An 18,652-nucleotide genomic window follows, 5' to 3' on the forward strand; every position below is an offset into this window, starting at 1 on the left:
CCGCTCTGCTCAAGCCCGCCGACCCGGCCGACGTGCCGCCCGAGCCCTCCGCGCCGGCGCGGGGCGTGTGGGTGCGGGTGCGCCCTGCCGCGCTGCCGCTGGGCTCGCTCCTGCTGTTCCTCCTCCTGTGGCAGCTGCTCGCGGCGAGCGGGACGTGGAGCGAGACACTCGTTCCGCCGCCGGCCAGGGTGTGGGAGGCGTTCGTCGACGTCTCCACCACGCACGACGGCATCCGGGGCTACAACGGCACCACGCTCGTCGAGCACCTGGGCATCAGCCTGCGGCGCATCGCGCTCGGCGCCGGCATCGGCATCGCCGCCGGTGTGGTCTTCGGGCTGCTGATGGGCACCGTCGGCTGGGTGCGCTCGCTGTTCGAGCCCTGGATCACGTTCCTGCGCACCCTGCCCCCGCTGGCCTACTTCTCGCTGCTGATCATCTGGCTGGGCATCAACGAGGAGCCGAAGGTGACGCTGCTGGCCGTGGCCGCTTTCCCACCCGTCGCGGTCTCCACCACCACGGCCGTCGCCGCCGTGCCGACCCAGCTGATCGAGGCCGCCCGGGCGCTCGGCGCGTCCCGCTGGGACGTGGTCAGGGACGTCGTCGTCCCGTCCGCCCTGCCGGAGACCCTCACCGGGGTCCGGCTCGCCGTGGGCGTGGCCTACTCCTCCCTGGTCGCCGCCGAGTTGGTCAACGGCCTGCCCGGGATCGGCGGCATGGTCAAGGACGCCGCCAACTACAACAACACGCCCGTCGTCCTCGTCGGCATCATCGCCATCGGCGTCTCCGGCCTGATCATCGACGGCCTGCTGCTCCGGCTCGAACGCGTGGCCGTTCCCTGGCGCGGCCGCGCGTAGCCGCCCGCCCGCCTCTCCCGCTCCACCCATCGCACAGAAACGGCTCTCCCATGTCCCCTGCCTCGCACGGCCCGTCCCGCCGCCTCCTCCTCGCCGGGGCCCTGGCCGCGGTGTCCGCGGCCGTCACCGGCTGCTCCTCCGGCAGTGAGGCGTCCGCGTCCGGCGGCTCGAAACGGCTGCGCATCGGCTACTTCGCCTTCCCCAGCGGCGATCTGCTGGTGAAGCACAGAAAGCTGCTGGAGAAGGCGCTGCCGGAGCACGAGATCACCTGGATCAAGTTCGATTCCGGCGCCGGCGTGAACCAGGCCTTCCTCGGCAAGTCCCTCGACATCGCCGCACTCGGCTCCAGCCCGTTCGCCCGCGGAGTGTCCGGCAGTTCACCCATCCCGTACAAGGTCGCCTGGATCCTCGACGTCGCGGGCGAGAACGAGGCGCTGGTCGCGCGCAAGGCCACCGGCATCACCGAGGTCGCCGGCCTCAAGGGCAAGAAGATAGCCACCCCCTTCGCCTCCACCTCCCACTACAGCCTGCTGGCGGCGCTGGAGACGGCCGGCCTCGAGCCGTCGGACGTCGAACTCATCGACCTCCAGCCGCAGCCCATCCTCGCCGCCTGGGAACGCGGCGACATCGACGCCGCCTACGTCTGGCTGCCCACCCTGGACGAGCTGCGCGAGACCGGCACCCAGCTCACCAGCAGCAAGCAGATCGGTGCGGCGGGCAAGCCGACGCTGGACCTGGCCGTCGTGTCGGACGACCTGATCGCCCGGGACCCCGGGGCGATCGACGCCTGGCGCAAGGCGGAGGCCGAGGCGCTGCGCCTGATCAAGTCCGACCCGAAGGGCTCGGTGAAGGCGGTCGCCGCCGAACTCGGCATCCCCGAGAAGGACGCCGAGGCGCAGCTGTCCCAGGGCGTGTTCCTCACCCCGGAACAGGTGGTCTCCGCCGACTGGCTGGGCACGGACGGCAGCCCCGGCAAGCTGCTCACCTACGTCACCGACACCGGCGCGTTCCTGGCCGACCAGAAGCAGATCCCCGCGGCGCCGTCCGAGGACGTCGTGCGCAAGGCCTTCTATCTCAAGGGGCTGCCCGATGTCCTCAAGTGAGGCGATTGGGGCCGCGATCGGGGCGGACACCGCGCGGGCCGGGTCGGTCCGGCTCGACCACGTCACCCACCGGTACGGCCGGGGCGGCGAGACGTTCACCGCCGTGGGTCCGGTCGATCTGACCGTACCGGCCGGGGAGTTCCTCGTACTGGTGGGCGCCTCCGGCTGCGGCAAGAGCACGCTGCTGCGGCTGATCGCCGGATTCGAGCGGCCCACGCACGGCTCGGTGCGGGTCTCCGGCGCCGCACCGCGACCCGGCGAAGCGGCCGGCGTGGTGTTCCAGACCCCGCGGCTTTTCCCCTGGCGGACCGTACGCGGCAACATCGACCTGGCGCTGCGGTACGCGGGCGTGGACCGGGCCCGATGGCCGGAGCGGCGCGCGGAGTTGCTGGCCCGGGTCGGTCTGGAGGGCACCGAGAGGCGGCGCGTCTGGGAGATCTCCGGCGGTCAGCAGCAACGCGTCGCCATCGCCCGGGCGCTCGCCGCGGAGAACCCGCTGCTCCTGCTGGACGAGCCGTTCGCGGCGCTGGACGCGCTGACCCGGGAGCGGCTCCAGGAGGACGTCCGCCGGGTGACCGAACGGACCGGGCGGACCGCGGTGTTCGTGACGCACTCGGCGGAGGAGGCGGTGTTCCTCGGCTCCCGCATCGTGGTGCTGACCAGGAGTCCCGGGACGGTCGCCCTGGACCTGCCCATCACCCTGCCGCGCGGCGACGTCGACGCCGAGGAGCTGCGCGGCTCACCGGAGTTCGCCGAGTTGCGCGCGCAGGTGTCCCACGCCGTCAAGACCGCCGCGGCGGCCTGAACTCCGTACCGCACCTACAGAAAGGATCCACAAGTGAGCGTTCTCAGCGAGCGACCCGCCGTGACCCGACTGCCCCTGACCCGGCTCGGACCCGGTTTCGGTGCCGAGATCGACGGCATCGACCTGGGGCGGCTGGACGACGCCGAGGTGCTGGCCCTGCGAGAGGCGCTGGTCGAGCACAAGGTGCTCTTCGTGCGCGGCCAGCACGGCCTCGACGACGCCGCGCAGATCGAGTTCGGCAGGCGCCTGGGCGAGGTCACCGTCGGGCATCCGGTCCACGACTCCGGCGACGTGCCGCCCGAGGTGTACTCCCTGGACAGCCAGGACAACGGGTTCGCCGACGTGTGGCACACGGACGTGACGTTCGTACGGCGGCCGCCGGCGATCTCGGTCCTGCGCGCGGTGGTGCTGCCGCCCGTGGGCGGCGACACCAACTGGGCCGACAGCCAGCTCGCCTACGAGTCGCTGTCACCGGGCCTGCGGGACTACGTCGACACGCTCACCGCCGTGCACGACGGCAGTCGCGAGTTCGGCTACTACCTCGCCCAGCGCCGGCAGGGCCGGGGCAATCTGTGGGAGGGCGAGGTGTTCACCGCTCTGGAGCCGGTGGAGCACCCGGTGGTGCGGGTGCACCCGGAGAGCGGCCGCAAGGGCCTGTTCGTCAACCCCGGGTTCACGTCGCACATCGTCGGCGTCTCGGAACACGAGAGCCGGGGCATCCTCGACATCCTGTACGCGCATCTCACCAAGCCCGAGCACGTGGTGCGGCACCGCTGGCAGCCGGGGGACGTCGCCCTGTGGGACAACCGCAGCACGGCCCACTACGCCAACCGCGACTACGGCGACCAGCATCGCGTCATGCACCGCATCACACTGCGCGGGGACACCCCCGTCGGGCCCTCGGCACCCGGCCGCTGACCGGTCGCGGGTCCACGGACCCGGCCGCGGGCAGTCAGCCCCGGGGTGCGGGCGGGGCGCCCCGCCCGCACCGCGGTGGCGTGACGCCGGCGGCGGGCCACGGCGGCCCGCGGCTGCCGTTCAGCGGCTGCCACCCCGCGCCCCGCGCACCGCGGCGCGTTCGCGTGCCGGCCGAGCAGGACGCGGTTGGAGGTCCTGGCGGACGGGGACCGCACCGCGGCGCGGTTGCCGCCTACGCGCTGCCCGCCTGGCCGCGTGCCTCCTCGGCCGTGGTCTGTGCGGACCGACGCGCCTGGTCGGTGACCTGGCCGGCTTGCTCGGCGGCCTGGTCCTTGGTGGTGCGAGCGGCCTCGGAGGCGGTGTCCTTGACCTCCTGGACGGCCTGCCGGCCGGCCTGGGTGGCGTCCTCCTTCAGCTGCTGCGCCGACTCCAGCGCGGCCTGCTTCACGGGCTCGGCGGCCTGGCCGGCCCGGCTCGCCAGCTGCTCCTCGGCCTGCGAGGTGGGCAGCAGCGAGGCCGTCAGCAGTCCCGCGCCGAAGGCGATCAGGCCCGCCGCGAGCGGGTTGCCCTGGGTCTGCCGCATCGCCTGCTCGGGGGCCTGCCGTACGGCCTCGCCGGCCTGTCCGGCGGCCTCGCGCGCGGTGTCGGTGACCTTGCCGGCGGCCTGACCGGTGGTGTCCTGCACCGACCGGGCGGCCTGCTGGGTGCGGTCGGCGGTCTGTCCGGTGAATTCCGAGGCGCTGCCCATGACCCGCTCCCTCACGCCGTGCAGCGCGCCCCGCGCGCGCCGGGTGCGGCGCCGTACGATCTGCCGCGGACGCGCGCGGTCCGCCAGCCGGGAGACGTCCTCGGACAGCCTCTCCCGTGTGGACTCGATGTCGGCCCTTATCCGGTCGGGTGCCGTGCCCATCGCATGTCCTCCTTCAGCGTTTCCATGGTCTGTTCCGGCTTGGGCGACACGGTGCGCATCTGCGCACGGCCCCGGCGGTAGAGGACCAGGCCGATCACCGCCCACAGCGCGGTGACGATCAGCGCGGCCCAGGCCAGGTCCATCACGTTGGCCAGGCCGAACATCGCCGCCAGCGTCAGCAGCAGGGCCACCATGTAGCCGGCGAAACCGGCGCCGCCGAACATCCCGGCGGCCTTGCCCGCCTTGGCGGCCTCCTCGCGGATCTCGGCCTTGGCCAGTTCCGCCTCCTGGTGGAGCAGCTGCTGCACGTCCGACGTCACCGTCGACAGCAGTTCCCCCATCGAGGTGTCCTCCTGGCCGCGGTGCTTGGCGGCCTGCGTTCCCGTGGCGTGGGGCGTGAGCGACGACATCTCATGCCTCCCGGTATCCGGGTGCCTCCGGCAGCGCCGCGTCCCCGGGAGTCCCGGGGAGGATCCCGGGTTCGGCCGCCGGCGGACTTTCGGGTCCGGGTGGATCCGGCCGCGCCGACGGGCCCGCGCCGGACCCGCTCGCCCCGTTCGCCTTGCCGCCGGCCTTGGCGAGCCGCCCGACGGCGAACCCGGCCAGCACCGCGCCGCCGAGGAAGGCGCCGGGGCGGCGGCGGGCGAAGTCCTCCAGGTCGCCGACCAGACCGCCGACTCCGTGTGAGTCCAGGTAGTCGGCGGCGCGGTGCCCGCGGTCCGCCGCCTGGGCCACGAGGCTCCGGGCGGGCGAGTCCGCTGCGGCGCCGTCCGCGAGGCCGGACAGGTCGTCCGCCCACTGCCGCATCACCTGTGCTCCCCGCCGCGCCTGCTGGTCCGCCTCCTCGCCGACGCGCGCCCGCAGGTCACCGGCCATCGCACCGGCCTGAGCCCTGGCCTTGCCGGTGACGTTCCTGACCTGCTCGGCGGCCGTTCCGGCGACCTCGCTCGCGCCCTGCCGGGCCTGACCGGCCGTGGCCGCCGCCTCCTGTTTCGCCGTCTGCCCCGCCTGCTGAGCCCGATCGGTGCTCACCTTCGCCATCTCGCTCATGGGTCCTCTCCCTCAGGCACCGCCCGTGGATCTGGTCCGGCGTCCGTTCGGCACGCACCCTCCTCGGTTAACCACACCCATCACGGCAAAACGGTACGGAGCGGGATTTTTCGTGCCTTTGTCAGCGGCGGTGAGCGATCGCGTCCCCCGACGGCGCCAGGAGGGGTCCCGCGTGGCGCAGGACGTACCGGGCGACGTTCTTCCCGAGCGTGATGCCGGCCTCGTCGGCGGAGCGGGTGTGGATGCCCGACAGGACCCGGGCGTCCACGTTCTCGTCCGACAACTGCCGCCATGCCGTGTACGTCCTGGTCACCCCGGGAGCGGTGGGGCTCGTCAGGGTGAACGGGGCGGTCCGCGGGCCCACGAGCGCGGACAGCACGGTCTCCGCCGCGCCCGAGTAGGTGTTGTGGCCGCTCGGGTGATCCGGATGCGCCGGGGTGGTGTGCAGCGGGGTCCAGTCCGGGTCGGGATCGACGGCGCCGGTGCGGATGGCCGTCACGGGACGCCAGCGCTCGTACGCGTACTTGCTGTCGGCGGTGGCGATCTGCGTGTCCACCAGGGCCACATGGAAGAGCGCCACCAGCCGTGCCTGCCCCGACGGCCCCTGGCCGCTGCGGGACAGGGCCACGCGCAGTGGCTCCGTGTAGAGGGTGAGGGAGGAGCCGAGCCAGAAGGTGGCGGTCTCGGTCTGGTGGGCGCTGCGTGCCGTGCTGTCCACGCTGCCGTACGCCCGTACCTCCGCGAGGTCGGCGGCGTAGCGGGCGGAGTCCAGCGCGGGGGGCGGGCCGAGCCGGAAGCGGTCCGGGGACGTGAGGACGAACGGGTCGGCGAGGCGGTTGCCGTACTGCGCCGCCGGAGCGTAGGCGGGCGGGGTCGGCTGCCACACGCCGGGCGCCGCCGGCCGTACCGGACAGGGGGCGTTGACCGAGGCGGGGTCCAGACCGTCGTCCTGCCTCGCCGCGAGGAGGAGGCTCGCCTGTCTCTCCCCCGCCACGACGCCGCGCCGCTTCGCCGGACCGTCGGGCAGGGCGCCGAGCGTCTCCTCGTACGTGGCGTCGAGGTGTTCGGCCCGGCTCGGGACGAGCGTCACCAGCGCGCGGTGGACGGCCGCGGCCAGTGCCGCCGCCTGGTAGGGGGCGCGTTCCACACCGGCCGGAACGCTCGCCGCGGCCCGGGCCGCGGCGAGCCAGCCGATGGCCCACGTCCGGCTGTTGGTGATCTGGGTGGGCGCCCCGGCGGCGGCGATGGTCTCGGCCGTGGCGTCGTACCAGGTGAGCGCCGTGGTGCGGTGGCCGGCCGCGGCGGCCCGTGACACGCCCGCGGACGCGCCCAGCAGGACGGCCGCGCCCAGGGCGACGGCCGCTCGGCGGGTGGGGTGAGGACGCACGTGTTCTCCTTCGGTTGCGCCGGGTCTCGGTGACGACGCCGGGCTCGCGGTGGGGGTGGCGTTCACGGACGGCCCGCGCCGGCGAAGGGCACCTGCGCGGCGGGGGCCGTCGGCCGGCCGGCGGGGTGCTGCCACAGCCCCCGGGCCTGCAGCCTGGGCAGGACGCCCTCGCCGAACCAGTACGCCTCCTCCAGGTGCGGATAGCCGGAGAGGACGAACTCGTCGATGCCCAGGGCGGCGTACTCCTGGATCCGCTCGGCGACCTCCTCGTGGCTGCCGACCAGGGCCGTGCCCGCTCCGCCGCGCACCAGGCCGATGCCGGCCCACAGGTTGGGGTGGATCTCCAGGCCCTCGCGGTTGCCGCCGCCGTGCAGGGCGAGCATGCGCCGCTGTCCCTCCGACTCGCTGCGGGCGAGCCCCGCCTGGACCGCCGCCACGGTCTCCGGGTCGAAGCCGGCCAGGAGCCGGTCCGCCTCCGCCCAGGCCTGCTCCGAGGTGTCGCGGGTGATGACGTGCAGCCGGATGCCGAAGCGCAGGGTGCGGCCCTCACGGGCGGCCAGCGTCCGTATCCAGGCGATCTTCTCGGCGACCTGCGCGGGCGGCTCGCCCCAGGTGAGGTAGACGTCGGCGTGCCGCGCGGCCACCTCTCCGGCGATGGGTGAGGAGCCGCCGAAGTACACCTGGGGCACGGGGTCGGGCACCCGCGCCAGGCGCGCGTCCTCGACCTGGAGGTGCTCGCCGTGCAGGTCCACGCTCTTGCCGGCCCACAGCTCGCGGACGACCTGGAGGAACTCGCCGGTGCGCCGGTAGCGGGCGTCCTTGTCGAGGAAGTCGCCGTAGGCGCGCTGCTCGTGGCTCTCGCCGCCGGTGACGACGTTGAGCAGCAGCCGTCCGCCCGTCTGGCGCTGGAAGGTGGAGGCCATCTGCGCGGCCAGCGTCGGCGAGACGAAACCGGGCCGGAAGGCGACGAGGAACTTCAGCCGCTCGGTCCGCTGGCTGACCATGGCCGTGGTCAGCCAGGCGTCCTCGCACCAGGCGCCGGTCGGGGTGAGCGCGCCGACGAAGCCGAGGTCCTCGGCGGCGCGGGCGATCTGGCTCAGGTAGCCGACCGTCGGCGGCCGGTCGCGGCCGGTCTCCGTCGCCGGGGTGCCGTGGCCGCCGCCGACGACATGGCGGCTGTCGCCGTTGGTGGGCAGGAACCAGTGGAAGGTGAGGGACACGCGGGGGCTCCGATCGGGTGCGCCGGTAGGGGTGTTCGTCACAGGAGTCCGTGCCGGGGCGGCCTGGTGCCGTTCAGCACGTAGCGGCCGATGTGCTGGACCTTCCAGCGGGCCGGGTCGTGCAGGGAGTGGGTACGGGCGTCCCGCCAGTGGCGGTGCAGGCCCAGGGAGTCGAGCGCCGAGCGGGTCCCGGCGACCTCGAAGAGCGCGCTGCCGAGTTCCACGGCCGCCTCCGCGGCGGCGACCTTGGCGGTGGCCACGGCGACGGAGGCCGCGGCGGCCGAGTCGTCGGTCAGGCCGGCCCGGGCGTCGTCGACCGCGCGGGCGGCCTCGCGGAGCAGTGCCTCGGCCGCCCGGACCCGGATGGCCAGTTCGCCGAACCGCTGGATCAGCAGCGGGTCCTCGGGTGCGGTGGCGTGCCCCTCGTCGACGCTCTCGAACCAGGGGCGGCTCTTGGTACGGACGAACTCCACGGCCTCCGCCAGTGCGCCGGCGGCGATCCCGGTGTCGATGGCGGCGTGCAGCAACTGAGCGACGGCGCCGTGCAGTTGCGGCCCGCGGAAGGTGAGGTGGTGCGGGACGACCCGGTCGGCGGGGACGGGTACCGACTCCAGGCGGACGGTGCCGCTGGCGGTGGTGCGCTGCCCCATGCCGTCCCAGTCGTCGGTCACGGTGAGCCCGGGGGCGTCCCGCGGCACGTACGCCACGTGCAGGGTGTCGTCCCCGGCGCGGGCGAGGACGGGGATCCAGTCGGCGAACAGGGCGCCGGTGGAGTAGTGCTTGACGCCGTCGAGGACGTACGAGCCGTCCGGTCGTGGCACGAGCCGGGTGCGCAGGTCCTGCACGTGCCGGGTGCCCGCCTCGGACTGGGCGTTGCCGAACCGCCTGCCCGCCAGCACCTCGCCGAAGAAGAAGCGCTGCTGCGCGGGCGTGCCCTGCCGGCGCAGCACGTTGACGTAGACGAAGTGGCTCTGCGGGATCTGGGCGAGGCTGGCGTCGGCGGTGGCCAGCAGCCGGAAGATCTCGGCGAGCGTGCCCGCGCCGACGTCCGCGCCGCCGAACCCGGCCGGGACCGACACGGCGAGCAGCCCGGACGCCGACAGGCGCTCCACCTCCGCGTGCGGCAGCCGGCGGTGGGCGTCCCGCTCCGCGGCGCCCTTGCGGAACTCGGCGGCGAGCGCGGCGGCGACCGCGAGGGCCTCCGCGTCGTCGGCGATCACGTGCGCGGTGCTCATCCGGTGGCCGCCAGGAGTGTGGTGCGCCCGCCCAGGGCGGCGGAGAACTGGTCCGTGACCTGGGCCAGGGCCTCCGCCGAGCCGGGCGCGACGGTCAGGGTGCCGTCGTCGCCCGCGGTGATGTCCTTGTCGAGGGTGAACCAGCCCGGGACGATGTGCGTGGCGCCCATGGAGCTGAGGACGGGGCGCAGCGCGTAGTCGATGGCCAGGACATGGGCGACGGAGCCGCCGGTGGCCAGCGGCAGGATCGTCTTGCCGGCCAGCGCGTACTGCGGGAGCAGGTCGAGCAGGGACTTCAGCAGGCCGGAGTAGGCGGCCTTGTAGACGGGGGTGCCGACCACGAGCCCGTCCGCCCGCTCGACCAGTGCCGTGGCCTGGACGATGGCCGGGTGCCGGAAGTCCGCCCCGAGCAGGGCCTCGGCGGGCAGGTCGCGGACGTCGAAGGGGATCACCTCGTGTCCCTGCGCGGTGAGCCGCTGGTCCAGGTGGCGCAGGAGGCGCGCGGTGCGGGAGGTGGCGGAAGGGCTGCCGGAGACGGACAGGATCGTGGCCATGGGAGGGACCTTTCAGGAGTACCAGGTGGGCTGCGGCAGTTCGCCGGTCAGGACGTGACGGCCGACCTCGCGGCGCTTGTAGGCGACGGGGTCGTGGAGGGTGTGCGTGCGCACGTTGCGCCAGAAGCGGTCGAGGCCTTCGGCGGAGGCGGTGGCGCGGGCGCCGGTGACCTCGAAGATGCGGCTGGTGATCTCCAGGGCGACGTCGGTGGCGCGGGCCTTCACCGCGGCCACCCGCACCTCGAACTCGCCGCGGGCCTGCTCGGTGACCGCGTCGGGGTCGTCGTGCAGCTTCTGGCCCTCGGCGGCCACGGCGTCGGCCAGCGCCTCGACGGCCCACAGCTTGGCGGTCAGGTCGCCGTAGGTGTCGATGACGTACGGCTCGTCGACGGCGCGCTCGTGGCCGCCGTGCAGCCAGGGGCGGGACTTGGCGCGGGTGTAGGTGGCGGCGGTCTCCAGGGCGCCGGCCGCGATGCCGAGGTAGAAGCTGACGAAGACCAGCTGGATGGTCGGCACGTTGAGCGTGTTGTACACGCGGGGCGTGAACCGCTTGTCCACGTAGCCGGCCGCGGCCGACCAGGGAACGCGGACGGCGTCGAGGGTGACGCCGCCGCTCTCGGTGAGGCGCTGGCCGATGTTGTCCCAATCGTCGTGGAAGGTGAGCCCTTCGCTGTCGGAGGGCACGATGGCGAAGACGTGATCGTCGGTGCCCTCCAGGACGCCTTCGAGCACGGTGACGTCGGAGACCTTGCTGCCGGTGGAGAAGGTCTTGCGGCCGGTGAAGGTGAGGGTGTCGCCCTCGTCACGGACGACCACGTCGGCGTCGCGCGGGTTGACGGCGCCGCCGAAGAACCAGCGGTTGCGCGCCGCTTCGGCCTCCACGTGCTCCCACTGCTCGCGGGTGCCGACCAGGCGGGCGGCCCAGTTCCACAGGTAGTGGTAGCCGAGCAGCTGGCCGATGGAGCCGTCGGCCTTGGCGACCTCGCGGACGACGCGGTAGGCGGTGGGCCAGTCCTGGCCGCCTCCCCCGTGCTCGACCGGGCCGAGCAGGGTGACCAGGCCGGAGTCCTTCAGGAGGCGGACCTCCTCGTGGGGGGTGGCGGCGGCCTTGTCGCGGGCCGCCGCGTCGGTGGCCAGGACGGCGGCGACCTCCGCGGCACGGGCGATCCAGCCCTCGGCGTCCTCGGGGAGGGGGGCGCTGCGCCAGTCGGTGCGGGCGACGGTGCTCATGAGGCGGTGTCCTCTCGTGGGGGGGGTCAGGCGTGTGCGGCGGCGGACGGTTCGAACACGGGCTGCTGCGCCTCCAGTTCGCGCACCAGGGGCAGCACCCGCTTGCCGAAGTACTCGACCTCCTCCAGGTAGTGCAGGAAGCCGAGGAGGAAGAGGTCGACGCCGAGCCGCTTGTAGGCGACGATGCGCTCGGCGATCTGCTCGGGCGTGCCGATCAGGCCGGTGCGGAAGCCGTCGTTGTACTGGACGAGGTCCTCGAAGGTGGAGTCCTGCCACATGCCCTTGCCGTCGGCGGTGGACTGCCCGGCCTGGCGGACGGCGTCGCGGAAGCCGTGGACGGCGGGCGTGTCCGCCTTGGCGACGATCTCGCGGAGCGTCTCGCGGGCCTCGGCCTCGGTGTCACGGGCGATGAGGAAGCCGTTGAGGCCGAACTTCGGTGGCGTGCGGCCGGCTTGCGCGGCGGAGGCGCGGACGTCGGTGATCTGCTCGGTGACGCCGTCGAAGTCCTTGCCGTTGCTGAAGTACCAGTCGGAGACGCGGCCGGCCATGGCGCGGGCGGCGGTGGAGTTGCCGCCCTGGAAGATCTCCGGGTGCGGGCGCTCGGGCGTGTTGAGCGGCTTGGGCTTGAGGGTGAAGTCACGCAACCGGTAGAAGTCCCCGGCGAGTTCGGCATGGTCCTCGGTCCAGATGCGGCGCAGCGCGGTGATGAACTCCTCGGCGCGGCGGTAGCGCTCGTCGTGCTCCAGCCAGGGCTCGCCGAGGGCGGTGAACTCGCCCTTGAACCAGCCGCTGACGACGTTGACGGCGAAGCGTCCGCCGGAGAGGTGGTCGGCGGTGGCGCCGAGCTTGGCGAGAACACCCGGGTGCCACAGGCCGGGGTGCACGGCGGCGATGACCTTGAGCCGCTGGGTGGCGAGGAGCAGGGCGAGGCTGAAGCTGGTCGACTCGTGCTGGTACTCGGCGCCGTAGCTGGCCATGTAGCGGACCTGGCTGAGGGCGTAGTCGAAGCCGTTGTTCTCGGCGAGCACGGCCAGTTCGCGGTTGTAGTCGTAGCCCCAGTCGGTGCGCTGCTCGATGGTGCTGGTGACCAGGCCACCGCTGACGTTCGGCACCCAGTAGGCGAAGCGGACGGGGTCGGTTGCGGGGAATTCGGGCATGGGAAAACTCCTGGCCGGCGAATGCTGCGCGAAAGCGTGAGGGAGGGAGTTCCGGAATTCGGGCGCGCTGGGGCGGCGGTCCCGGGAAAACCGCCGTCACAGGGTGATGCGGCCGGGACGGGAATTCACGGAAGGGAGAGTCGGGGGGCGCTGATGCGAGGGTTTCCCTCGGTGCGCTCAGGCCCGACAGCGACAGCGGGAGCTGCAGACACGCGCGAGGTCGACATGGCGTCGCCGCGTGAGATCCTGTCGCTTCATGCCCTCGATCAAAGCAGCGCGACGGGCGGCCGGTCAAGAATGCCCGGTCTGATTTCACATGCTGGGCGCAGGTATTCACGAGGTTGTGACAGGGATTCCCTTGAACCCGGCGCGCTGTGGTCGGCAGTCTCCTGTCGTGCGCATAGAACAGCTCGAATACATCGCCGCCGTCACCCGGTTGGGGTCGCCGCGGCGCGCTGCCGAGGAACTGCATCTGTCCCAGCCGGCGCTCAGCGAGACCGTGCGCAATCTGGAGCGTGAGCTCGGTGTGGACCTGCTGGAGCGCAAACGGTCCGGGGCGAAGATCAGCGACGAGGGGCGGGAGTTGCTGCCCCACATCATGAGTGTGCTGGACGCGGTCGACCGGCTGCGGGGCGCGGCCGGCGACCAGCACCGCATCAGCCGTATGGTCCGGCTCGGCACGGTCAACACCGCCACCGTGCCGCTGGTCATCCCGACCGTGCGGGAGTTCCGCTCCTCGCACCCGCGCACTCAGGTGGAGCTGGTGGGCGCGCAGCAGTCCGGGATCCACCGCGGGCTGCTGGAGGGCTCGTTCGACCTGGGCCTGGTGAACTATCTGGAGGGCGACGACATGCCGCCCGGTTTCGAGACCACCGAACTCCTGCGGGGCCGGCCCGTGGTGTGCGTACGGCCCGACAGTCCGCTCGCGGCCCTGGACCGGGTGGACACGGACAGTCTCCTGGCCGAGCCGCTGGTGGTGATGCGGTCCGGTTACGTGATGCACCGTTTCCTGCACCGGCTGCTGCGGGGACGGACCCCGGCCTTCTCGTACTCCACCGACGGCGCGGAGATGGGCAAGCTGATGGTCGCGGAAGGGCTGGGAGCCACGGTGCTGCCGGACTTCAGCGTCGTCGGGGATCCGCTGGAGCGGCGGGGCACGATCACCGTGCGGCCGCTCGCGGCGGAGGCCACCGAGGTGCTGCTGGTGCTGCAGCGCCGGCACGCCGGCTCCGTCCCGCGGGCCGTGCGCGACCTGCACGAGCTGTTCGTGCGCAACGCCGCCGCGTACCGGGCGGCGGCGGGCGGGTGAGGGGACGCCGCGGGCCGGAGCCCGCGGCGGTCACCGGGCGTGCGCCTGCGCGGCGCCGGAGGTGGCGGGTTCGTGGCCGGACACCCCGGACAGGTGACCCCGGCGGCGCCATTCCTGGGCGAGCAGTTCGTAGGAGCGGACCCGGTCCGCGTGGCCGTGGGTGATGGTCGTGATCAGCAACTCGTCGGCCCCGGTGGCCTCCTGGAGCTGCTCCAGCTGATCGGCGACCCGGCCCGGTGAGCCCACGAACCGGGTGTCGACGCGGTCCTGCACGAGTGCGCGGTCCTCCTCGCTCCACGCGTGGGCGCGCGCCTGGTCGGGCGTCGGGTAGGGGATGGCGCCCTCCGCGGTGCGGATGCTGCGCACCCACAGGCCGTAGCCGGTGGCCAGCTCCCGGGCGGTCGCGTCGTCCTCGGCGACGACGACGTCCGCGGAGACGCTGACGTACGGCCGGTCGAGGAAGACGGAGGGCTTGAAGAAGGAGCGGTAACCGTCCACCGCTTCCAGGACCGTGGCGGGGCTGACGTGGTAGTTCGCGGCGAACCGCAGCCCGCGGGCGCCCGCGACCTCGGCGCTGGTACCGCCGCTGCTGCCCAGGATCCACACGTCGATGTCGGCGCCCTCCCCCGGCACGACGTGCGCCTCGACGCCCTCCGGGGAGCGGTAGGTGCCGGCCAGCAGGGCGAGGATGTCGTCGATCTGCTCGGCGTAGTCCTGCGGCTCGGCGTTCGGCAGCAGGAGCAGCTTGCGCTGCAGGGCGACGCGGGGCGAGCCGAGCAGGTGCGTGTAGGAGAAGGGGGGCGGGATGAGCAGGCCGTTCGGGGCGCGGCCGGGTGCCGGGGGTTCCGCCGGGGCGGTGGCGCTCTCCCCCGGCGGGCGGCCGCCGGAGCGGCCCAGGCCCAGGTCGAGGCGGCCGGGGTGGAGGGCGTCGATCAGGCCGAACTCCTCGACGGTGGACAGGGCGGTGCGGTGGCCGAGCTGCACGGCGCCGGAGCCGAGCCGGATGGTGGAGGTGGCCGCGGCGGTCAGGGCCAGGACGACCGCCGGGGAGGTGCCCGCGACACCCGGGTTGAGGTGGTGCTCGGCGAACCAGTAGCGGGCGTAGCCGAGCCGCTCGGCGTGCCGGGCGAGGTCGATGGAGTGGTGCAGGGCCTCCGTCGCCGTGGATCCGGAGGAGACGGGGACCAGGTCGAGGACGCCGAGGGGGATGTCAGGCATGGGCCAGCCCTTCTTCTGTTCGAGCGGTCGGTGATGCCGGCAGGACCGGGGCCCACGCGAACGGCGGGTCCGGGATGGTCCGGCGCAGCTCCGGCGCCACCGCGGACTGGAACAGCTCCAGCGAGCGGCGGTGCTGCGCGTCGGTGAGCCCGCCGGCGTCCGCGTGGACGTGGAGCACCGTGTGCCCGAACCGCTCGTGGTAGCGGTGCACCTTGTCGAGGACCTGCTCGGGGCTGCCGATCAGCGCGGAGCTGCGCTCGGCGAAGTCCTCCAGGGTCTCGAACACGACGGGCAGTCCGGTCCGCCGGGCGAAGGCCAGGTTGGCCTCGAAGACCGGCCGGTAGGCGGCGAGCGCCTGCTGGGAGGTCGGAGCCACGAGGATGCCGGCGGTGCCGGCGCCGATGGCGATGCGGGCCGGGTCGTGGCCGTAGTGCGCCCAGCGTTCACGGTAGTGGCGGATCAGCTCGGCGTACGGCTCGACGGGGTGGGTGACGTTCGCGGAGAACAGCGGGTCGCCGTAGCGGGCGGCGAGGTCGACGGACTCCTTGCTGGTGGCGCTGCCGTGCCAGACGCGCACGGGCTGCTGGTACGGGCGGGGATGGACCTCGGCGTCGGTCAGCGGCGGGCGGAAGCGGGTCGCCGCGGTCACCCTGTCCTCGCGCCACAGGCGCCGGAAGACCTCGTAGCTCTCGGCGTTGCGGTCCCACTGGTCCTGCGGTGTGACGTGGAACAGCTCCCGCTGGGCGGTGCCGTTGCCCTTGCCGATGATCAGGTCCAGTCGGCCCTCGGAGAGGTGGTCGAGGGTGGCGTAGTCCTCGTAGGCGCGCACCGGGTCGAGCAGGCTCAGGGTGGTCACGGCGGTGAAGAGGCGGATGCGCCGGGTCAGTGCCGCGACGTGGCTGAGGACGACGGTCGGGGAGGAGGAGAGGAACGGCCGCTCGTGCCGCTCCCCGACGCCGAAGCCGTCGAAGCCCAGTTCCTCGGCGAGGACGGCGTTGCGCAGGACCTCCCGGAAGCGGTCGTGGGTGGGTGTGAGGACGCCGGTGACCGGGTCCGGGCGGTGCACGATCAGCGTGATGGCGATGAACTTCACGACGCGACCCGCTCGGCGCGGCTGCGGTCCGGGTGGGTCAGGCCGAGGTGGTCGCGCAGGGTCGTGCCCTCGTACTCCGTGCGGAACACGCCCTTCTCCTGCAGCAGCGGGACGACCTTGTCGGCGAACTCGTCCAGGCCCGTCGGCGTGAGGTGCGGGACGAGGATGAAGCCGTCGCTGGCGTCGGTCTGGACGAAGTGGTCGATGGTCCGGGCGAGGGTGGCCGGGGAGCCGACGAAGTTCTGCCGGTTGCCGGTGTGGATGACCAGGTCGCGGATGGACCACTTGTTGGCCGCGGCCAGTTCGCGCCATTCCCGGGCGGTGGCCAGGGGGTCCCGGTACATCCGGACCTGGGCGCGGCCCTGGGAGATGTGCTCCTGGCCGACGTCCGGGTCGATCTCGGGCAGCGGGCCGTCCGGGTCGTACGCCGACAGGTCCCGGTTCCAGACGAACTCCAGGTGCCTGAGGGCGGTGGCGCCGCTGACCTGCTGGCGGCGCACCTCGCGGGCGAGTTCCTCGGCCTCGGCGTCGGTGTCGGCGAGGGCGAAGGTCGCGGCGGGCAGGATGAGCAGCTCGTCGCGGCTGCGGCCGTACTTGGCCAGGCGGTTCTTGACGTCGGTGTAGAAGGCGCGGCCCGCTTCGAGGGTGCCGTGCCGGCTGAAGATGGCGTCGGCTTCGGCGGCGGCGAACTCGCGGCCCTCCTCCGAGTCTCCGGCCTGGAAGACGACGGGGCGGCCCTGGGGTGAGCGGGGGACGTTGAACCGGCCGTGGATGTCGAAGTGCCGGCCGGTGTGCGCGAAGGCGCCGGCCTCGGCGTCCGACAGGAACTGCCCGCTCTCCTGGTCGGCGACGATCTCGTCGCCGCGCCAGGAGTCGAAGAGTTCCTTGGCCGTCTCCAGGAACTCCTTGGCGCGGGAGTACCGCTCCTGCTGCGGCAGGAATCCGCCGCGGCGGAAGTTCTCGCCGGTGAAGGCGTCCCAGGAGGTGACGACGTTCCAGGCCGCGCGGCCGCCGGAGAGGTGGTCGAGGCTGGCGAACTGGCGGGCGACCTCGTAGGGCTCGTTGAAGGTGGAGTTGATGGTGCCGGTCAGGCCGAGGTGCTCGGTGACGGCGGCGAGCGCGGCGAGGACGGTGAAGGTGTCGGGGCGGCCGACGACGTCCAGGTCGTAGATCTTTCCGCCCTGTTCGCGCAGCCGGAGCCCTTCGGCGAGGAAGAGGAAGTCGAACCTGGCGCGTTCGGCGGTGCGGGCGAAGTGGGTGAAGGAGCTGAACTCGATGTGGCTGCCGGCCCGCGGGTCGCTCCAGACGGTGGTGTTGTTGACGCCGGGGAAGTGCGCGGCCAGGTGGATCTGCTTCAGGGGTTTGGTCATCGGTCCGGGTCCTTCCGGCTCAGACGGCGGCGTAGCGGTTGGCGGGGCGGGCCAGGCCCAGCAGGCCGCGCAGGGTGCCGGCCTCGTAGGCGCGGCGGAAGACGCCGCGGCGCTGCAGTTCGGGGACGAGGCCGCGGGTGATCGCCGGCAGGTCGTGGGCGGCGACGGCGGGCCACAGCCGGAACCCGGACAGCCCGCCGTCGCTCAGTTCCTGCAGCAGGTCCGCGAGTTGGGCGGGGGTGCCGGTGAAGACGAGCGCGTCGCTGGTGAAGGGTTCTCCCGCGAGCGCGTCGAGCCGGTCCCGGCGCGCCCGCGCGGCGGCCGGGTCGTCGTCGAGGAAGACGACGAGTTCGCCGAAGACGTGCAGCGGCTCGGACGCCCGCCCGGCGGCGTCCTGTTCGGCGCGGATCCGGTCGACGATGCCGCGGGCCTCGCCGGCGTCACGCGGGGTGACGTAGCCGACGTCGGCGGCGCGGCCCACGAGCCGGTAGGGGACGGTGTCGTGGGCGAGGGCGGTGACGATCGGCTGGCCCTGGGGCGGCCGGGGGGTGATGGAGGGTCCCCGGACGCTGAAGTGGCGGCCCTCGAAGTCGATGTAGTGCAGCTTGTCGCGGTCGATGAAGCGGCCCGTGGCGACGTCCCGGATCTCGGCGTCGTCCTCCCAGCTGTCCCAGAGGCGGCGGACGACCTCGATGTAGTCGGCGGCCTCGTCGAACAGCTCGGTCACCGTCGCCCGGGCGGCCGGGCTGTCGTAGGCCTCGATGCGCGCGACGGTGCGGCGGCCGAAGTGGGCGGCCTCGTTCGGGCGGGCGGTGATCTGCACCCGCAGGCCCGCCCGGCCGGTGCTGACGTAGTCGAGGGTGGCGATCGCCTTGGAGATGTGGAAGGGCTCGGTGTGGGTGGCGACGACGGTCGGCACGAGGCCGATGTGCCGGGTCAGCGGCGCGACGCGGGAGGCGATGAGGACGGCGTCGAGACGGCCGCGCACCTGGTCGGTGCGCTCGTCGGGGTCGAAGGGGTGGGAGGACTGGGGGCCGAGGCCGTCCTCGATGGTGACGAAGTCGAGCAGTCCGTGTTCCGCCTCGGTCACGAGGTCGGCCCAGTAGGCGGCGGTGAACAGCTCCCGGGGGCGGGCGCCCGGCTCGCGCCAGGAGGCGGGGTGCCGGCCGGTGCCGTCCAGGGCGACGGCGAGGTGCAGCGGGGAGGGAGGGGTCGAGGACATGAGGAGCCTTCCTGCGG

Annotated in this window: 18 protein-coding genes; 5 read left to right on the forward strand and 13 right to left on the reverse strand. The window is 73.3% G+C overall.

Annotation, left to right across the window (positions count from 1 at the left end):
• Positions 1-32 precede the first annotated feature (32 nt).
• The 4 genes from ACIGAN_RS05450 to ACIGAN_RS05465 are packed head-to-tail and all read left to right on the forward strand — an operon-like array spanning position 33 to position 3,680.
• On the forward strand, positions 33-854 hold the full coding sequence (locus ACIGAN_RS05450; RefSeq protein WP_365088458.1) for an ABC transporter permease: 822 nt from the start codon (positions 33-35) through the stop codon (positions 852-854).
• 50 nt (positions 855-904) lie between these two features.
• Positions 905-1,957, forward strand: a complete 1,053-nt coding sequence (locus tag ACIGAN_RS05455; RefSeq protein WP_365088373.1) for a taurine ABC transporter substrate-binding protein — start codon at positions 905-907, stop codon at positions 1,955-1,957.
• On the forward strand, positions 1,944-2,762 hold the full coding sequence (locus ACIGAN_RS05460; RefSeq protein WP_399855061.1) for an ABC transporter ATP-binding protein: 819 nt from the start codon (positions 1,944-1,946) through the stop codon (positions 2,760-2,762). The genes ACIGAN_RS05455 and ACIGAN_RS05460 overlap by 14 nt, the downstream gene beginning before the upstream one ends.
• Positions 2,763-2,795: 33 nt before the next feature.
• The gene (locus ACIGAN_RS05465) at positions 2,796-3,680 is read left to right on the forward strand and encodes a TauD/TfdA dioxygenase family protein (protein ID WP_365740046.1); all 885 of its coding nucleotides are present in this window, start codon (positions 2,796-2,798) and stop codon (positions 3,678-3,680) included.
• 232 nt (positions 3,681-3,912) lie between these two features.
• Here the strand turns inward: ACIGAN_RS05465 and ACIGAN_RS05470 are convergent, their stop codons facing one another.
• The 9 genes from ACIGAN_RS05470 to sfnG form a co-directional block, all read right to left on the reverse strand.
• Positions 3,913-4,590: a DUF3618 domain-containing protein gene (locus ACIGAN_RS05470; protein WP_399855064.1), complete on the reverse strand. Its 678-nt coding sequence runs from the start codon at positions 4,588-4,590 to the stop codon at positions 3,913-3,915.
• Positions 4,566-5,000, reverse strand: a complete 435-nt coding sequence (locus ACIGAN_RS05475) for a phage holin family protein (protein ID WP_365088378.1) — start codon at positions 4,998-5,000, stop codon at positions 4,566-4,568. Before ACIGAN_RS05475 ends, ACIGAN_RS05470 begins: the two co-directional genes overlap by 25 nt.
• 1 nt (position 5,001) lies before the next feature.
• Entirely contained in the window at positions 5,002-5,640 is a 639-nt protein-coding gene (locus ACIGAN_RS05480) for a hypothetical protein (protein ID WP_399855067.1), read from the reverse strand.
• Positions 5,641-5,761: 121 nt separating this feature from the next.
• On the reverse strand, positions 5,762-7,027 hold the full coding sequence (locus ACIGAN_RS05485) for a vanadium-dependent haloperoxidase (RefSeq protein WP_399855069.1): 1,266 nt from the start codon (positions 7,025-7,027) through the stop codon (positions 5,762-5,764).
• A 62-nt stretch (positions 7,028-7,089) separates the two neighbouring features.
• Positions 7,090-8,247 carry an LLM class flavin-dependent oxidoreductase gene (locus tag ACIGAN_RS05490; RefSeq protein ID WP_365740041.1) on the reverse strand — a complete coding sequence of 386 codons (1,158 nt, stop codon included), beginning with the start codon at positions 8,245-8,247 and terminating at the stop codon, positions 7,090-7,092.
• Between the two features lie 38 nt (positions 8,248-8,285).
• Positions 8,286-9,482: an SfnB family sulfur acquisition oxidoreductase gene (locus ACIGAN_RS05495; protein ID WP_365088384.1), complete on the reverse strand. Its 1,197-nt coding sequence runs from the start codon at positions 9,480-9,482 to the stop codon at positions 8,286-8,288.
• A complete protein-coding gene (gene ssuE, locus ACIGAN_RS05500) occupies positions 9,479-10,036 on the reverse strand; it encodes an NADPH-dependent FMN reductase (RefSeq protein WP_365740040.1) in 558 nt (185 codons plus the stop codon). Before ssuE ends, ACIGAN_RS05495 begins: the two co-directional genes overlap by 4 nt.
• A gap of 12 nt (positions 10,037-10,048) precedes the next feature.
• Positions 10,049-11,266 (reverse strand): acyl-CoA dehydrogenase family protein, encoded by a 1,218-nt coding sequence (locus ACIGAN_RS05505; protein WP_399855074.1) that lies wholly within the window; start codon positions 11,264-11,266, stop codon positions 10,049-10,051.
• 26 nt (positions 11,267-11,292) lie between these two features.
• Entirely contained in the window at positions 11,293-12,423 is a 1,131-nt protein-coding gene (gene sfnG, locus ACIGAN_RS05510) for a dimethylsulfone monooxygenase SfnG (RefSeq protein WP_399855077.1), read from the reverse strand.
• Between the two features lie 394 nt (positions 12,424-12,817).
• Here sfnG and ACIGAN_RS05515 point away from each other — a divergent pair, with 394 nt between their 5' ends.
• Positions 12,818-13,732 carry a LysR family transcriptional regulator gene (locus tag ACIGAN_RS05515; RefSeq protein ID WP_399855080.1) on the forward strand — a complete coding sequence of 305 codons (915 nt, stop codon included), beginning with the start codon at positions 12,818-12,820 and terminating at the stop codon, positions 13,730-13,732.
• Between the two features lie 30 nt (positions 13,733-13,762).
• Here ACIGAN_RS05515 and ACIGAN_RS05520 read toward each other — a convergent pair whose 3' ends face one another.
• The 4 genes from ACIGAN_RS05520 to ACIGAN_RS05535 are packed head-to-tail and all read right to left on the reverse strand — an operon-like array spanning position 13,763 to position 18,635.
• Positions 13,763-14,950, reverse strand: coding sequence for an LLM class flavin-dependent oxidoreductase (locus tag ACIGAN_RS05520; protein WP_399855082.1), 1,188 nt, complete (start codon positions 14,948-14,950; stop codon positions 13,763-13,765).
• Positions 14,943-16,043 carry an LLM class flavin-dependent oxidoreductase gene (locus tag ACIGAN_RS05525; RefSeq protein ID WP_399855084.1) on the reverse strand — a complete coding sequence of 367 codons (1,101 nt, stop codon included), beginning with the start codon at positions 16,041-16,043 and terminating at the stop codon, positions 14,943-14,945. The genes ACIGAN_RS05520 and ACIGAN_RS05525 overlap by 8 nt, the downstream gene beginning before the upstream one ends.
• On the reverse strand, positions 16,040-17,413 hold the full coding sequence (locus tag ACIGAN_RS05530; protein ID WP_399855087.1) for an NtaA/DmoA family FMN-dependent monooxygenase: 1,374 nt from the start codon (positions 17,411-17,413) through the stop codon (positions 16,040-16,042). The genes ACIGAN_RS05525 and ACIGAN_RS05530 overlap by 4 nt, the downstream gene beginning before the upstream one ends.
• A gap of 19 nt (positions 17,414-17,432) precedes the next feature.
• Entirely contained in the window at positions 17,433-18,635 is a 1,203-nt protein-coding gene (locus ACIGAN_RS05535) for an LLM class flavin-dependent oxidoreductase (protein ID WP_365740033.1), read from the reverse strand.
• Between the last annotated feature and the right edge of the window lie 17 nt (positions 18,636-18,652).

The sequence above is a fragment of the Streptomyces sp. NPDC085931 genome (assembly GCF_044540565.1).
GTDB lineage: Bacteria > Actinomycetota > Actinomycetes > Streptomycetales > Streptomycetaceae > Streptomyces.

Excerpts from the sequence above, each read along its gene's own strand:
- ACIGAN_RS05455 (WP_365088373.1), top strand. The coding sequence starts at position 905 with ATGTCCCCTGCCTCGCACGGCCCGTCCCGCCGCCTCCTCCTCGCCGGG.
- ACIGAN_RS05460 (WP_399855061.1), top strand. The coding sequence starts at position 1,944 with ATGTCCTCAAGTGAGGCGATTGGGGCCGCGATCGGGGCGGACACCGCG.
- ACIGAN_RS05470 (WP_399855064.1), bottom strand. The coding sequence starts at position 4,590 with ATGGGCACGGCACCCGACCGGATAAGGGCCGACATCGAGTCCACACGG.
- ACIGAN_RS05475 (WP_365088378.1), bottom strand. The coding sequence starts at position 5,000 with ATGTCGTCGCTCACGCCCCACGCCACGGGAACGCAGGCCGCCAAGCAC.
- ACIGAN_RS05480 (WP_399855067.1), bottom strand. The coding sequence starts at position 5,640 with ATGAGCGAGATGGCGAAGGTGAGCACCGATCGGGCTCAGCAGGCGGGG.
- ACIGAN_RS05495 (WP_365088384.1), bottom strand. The coding sequence starts at position 9,482 with ATGAGCACCGCGCACGTGATCGCCGACGACGCGGAGGCCCTCGCGGTC.
- ssuE (WP_365740040.1), bottom strand. The coding sequence starts at position 10,036 with ATGGCCACGATCCTGTCCGTCTCCGGCAGCCCTTCCGCCACCTCCCGC.
- ACIGAN_RS05505 (WP_399855074.1), bottom strand. The coding sequence starts at position 11,266 with ATGAGCACCGTCGCCCGCACCGACTGGCGCAGCGCCCCCCTCCCCGAG.
- sfnG (WP_399855077.1), bottom strand. The coding sequence starts at position 12,423 with ATGCCCGAATTCCCCGCAACCGACCCCGTCCGCTTCGCCTACTGGGTG.
- ACIGAN_RS05520 (WP_399855082.1), bottom strand. The coding sequence starts at position 14,950 with ATGCCTGACATCCCCCTCGGCGTCCTCGACCTGGTCCCCGTCTCCTCC.
- ACIGAN_RS05530 (WP_399855087.1), bottom strand. The coding sequence starts at position 17,413 with ATGACCAAACCCCTGAAGCAGATCCACCTGGCCGCGCACTTCCCCGGC.
- ACIGAN_RS05535 (WP_365740033.1), bottom strand. The coding sequence starts at position 18,635 with ATGTCCTCGACCCCTCCCTCCCCGCTGCACCTCGCCGTCGCCCTGGAC.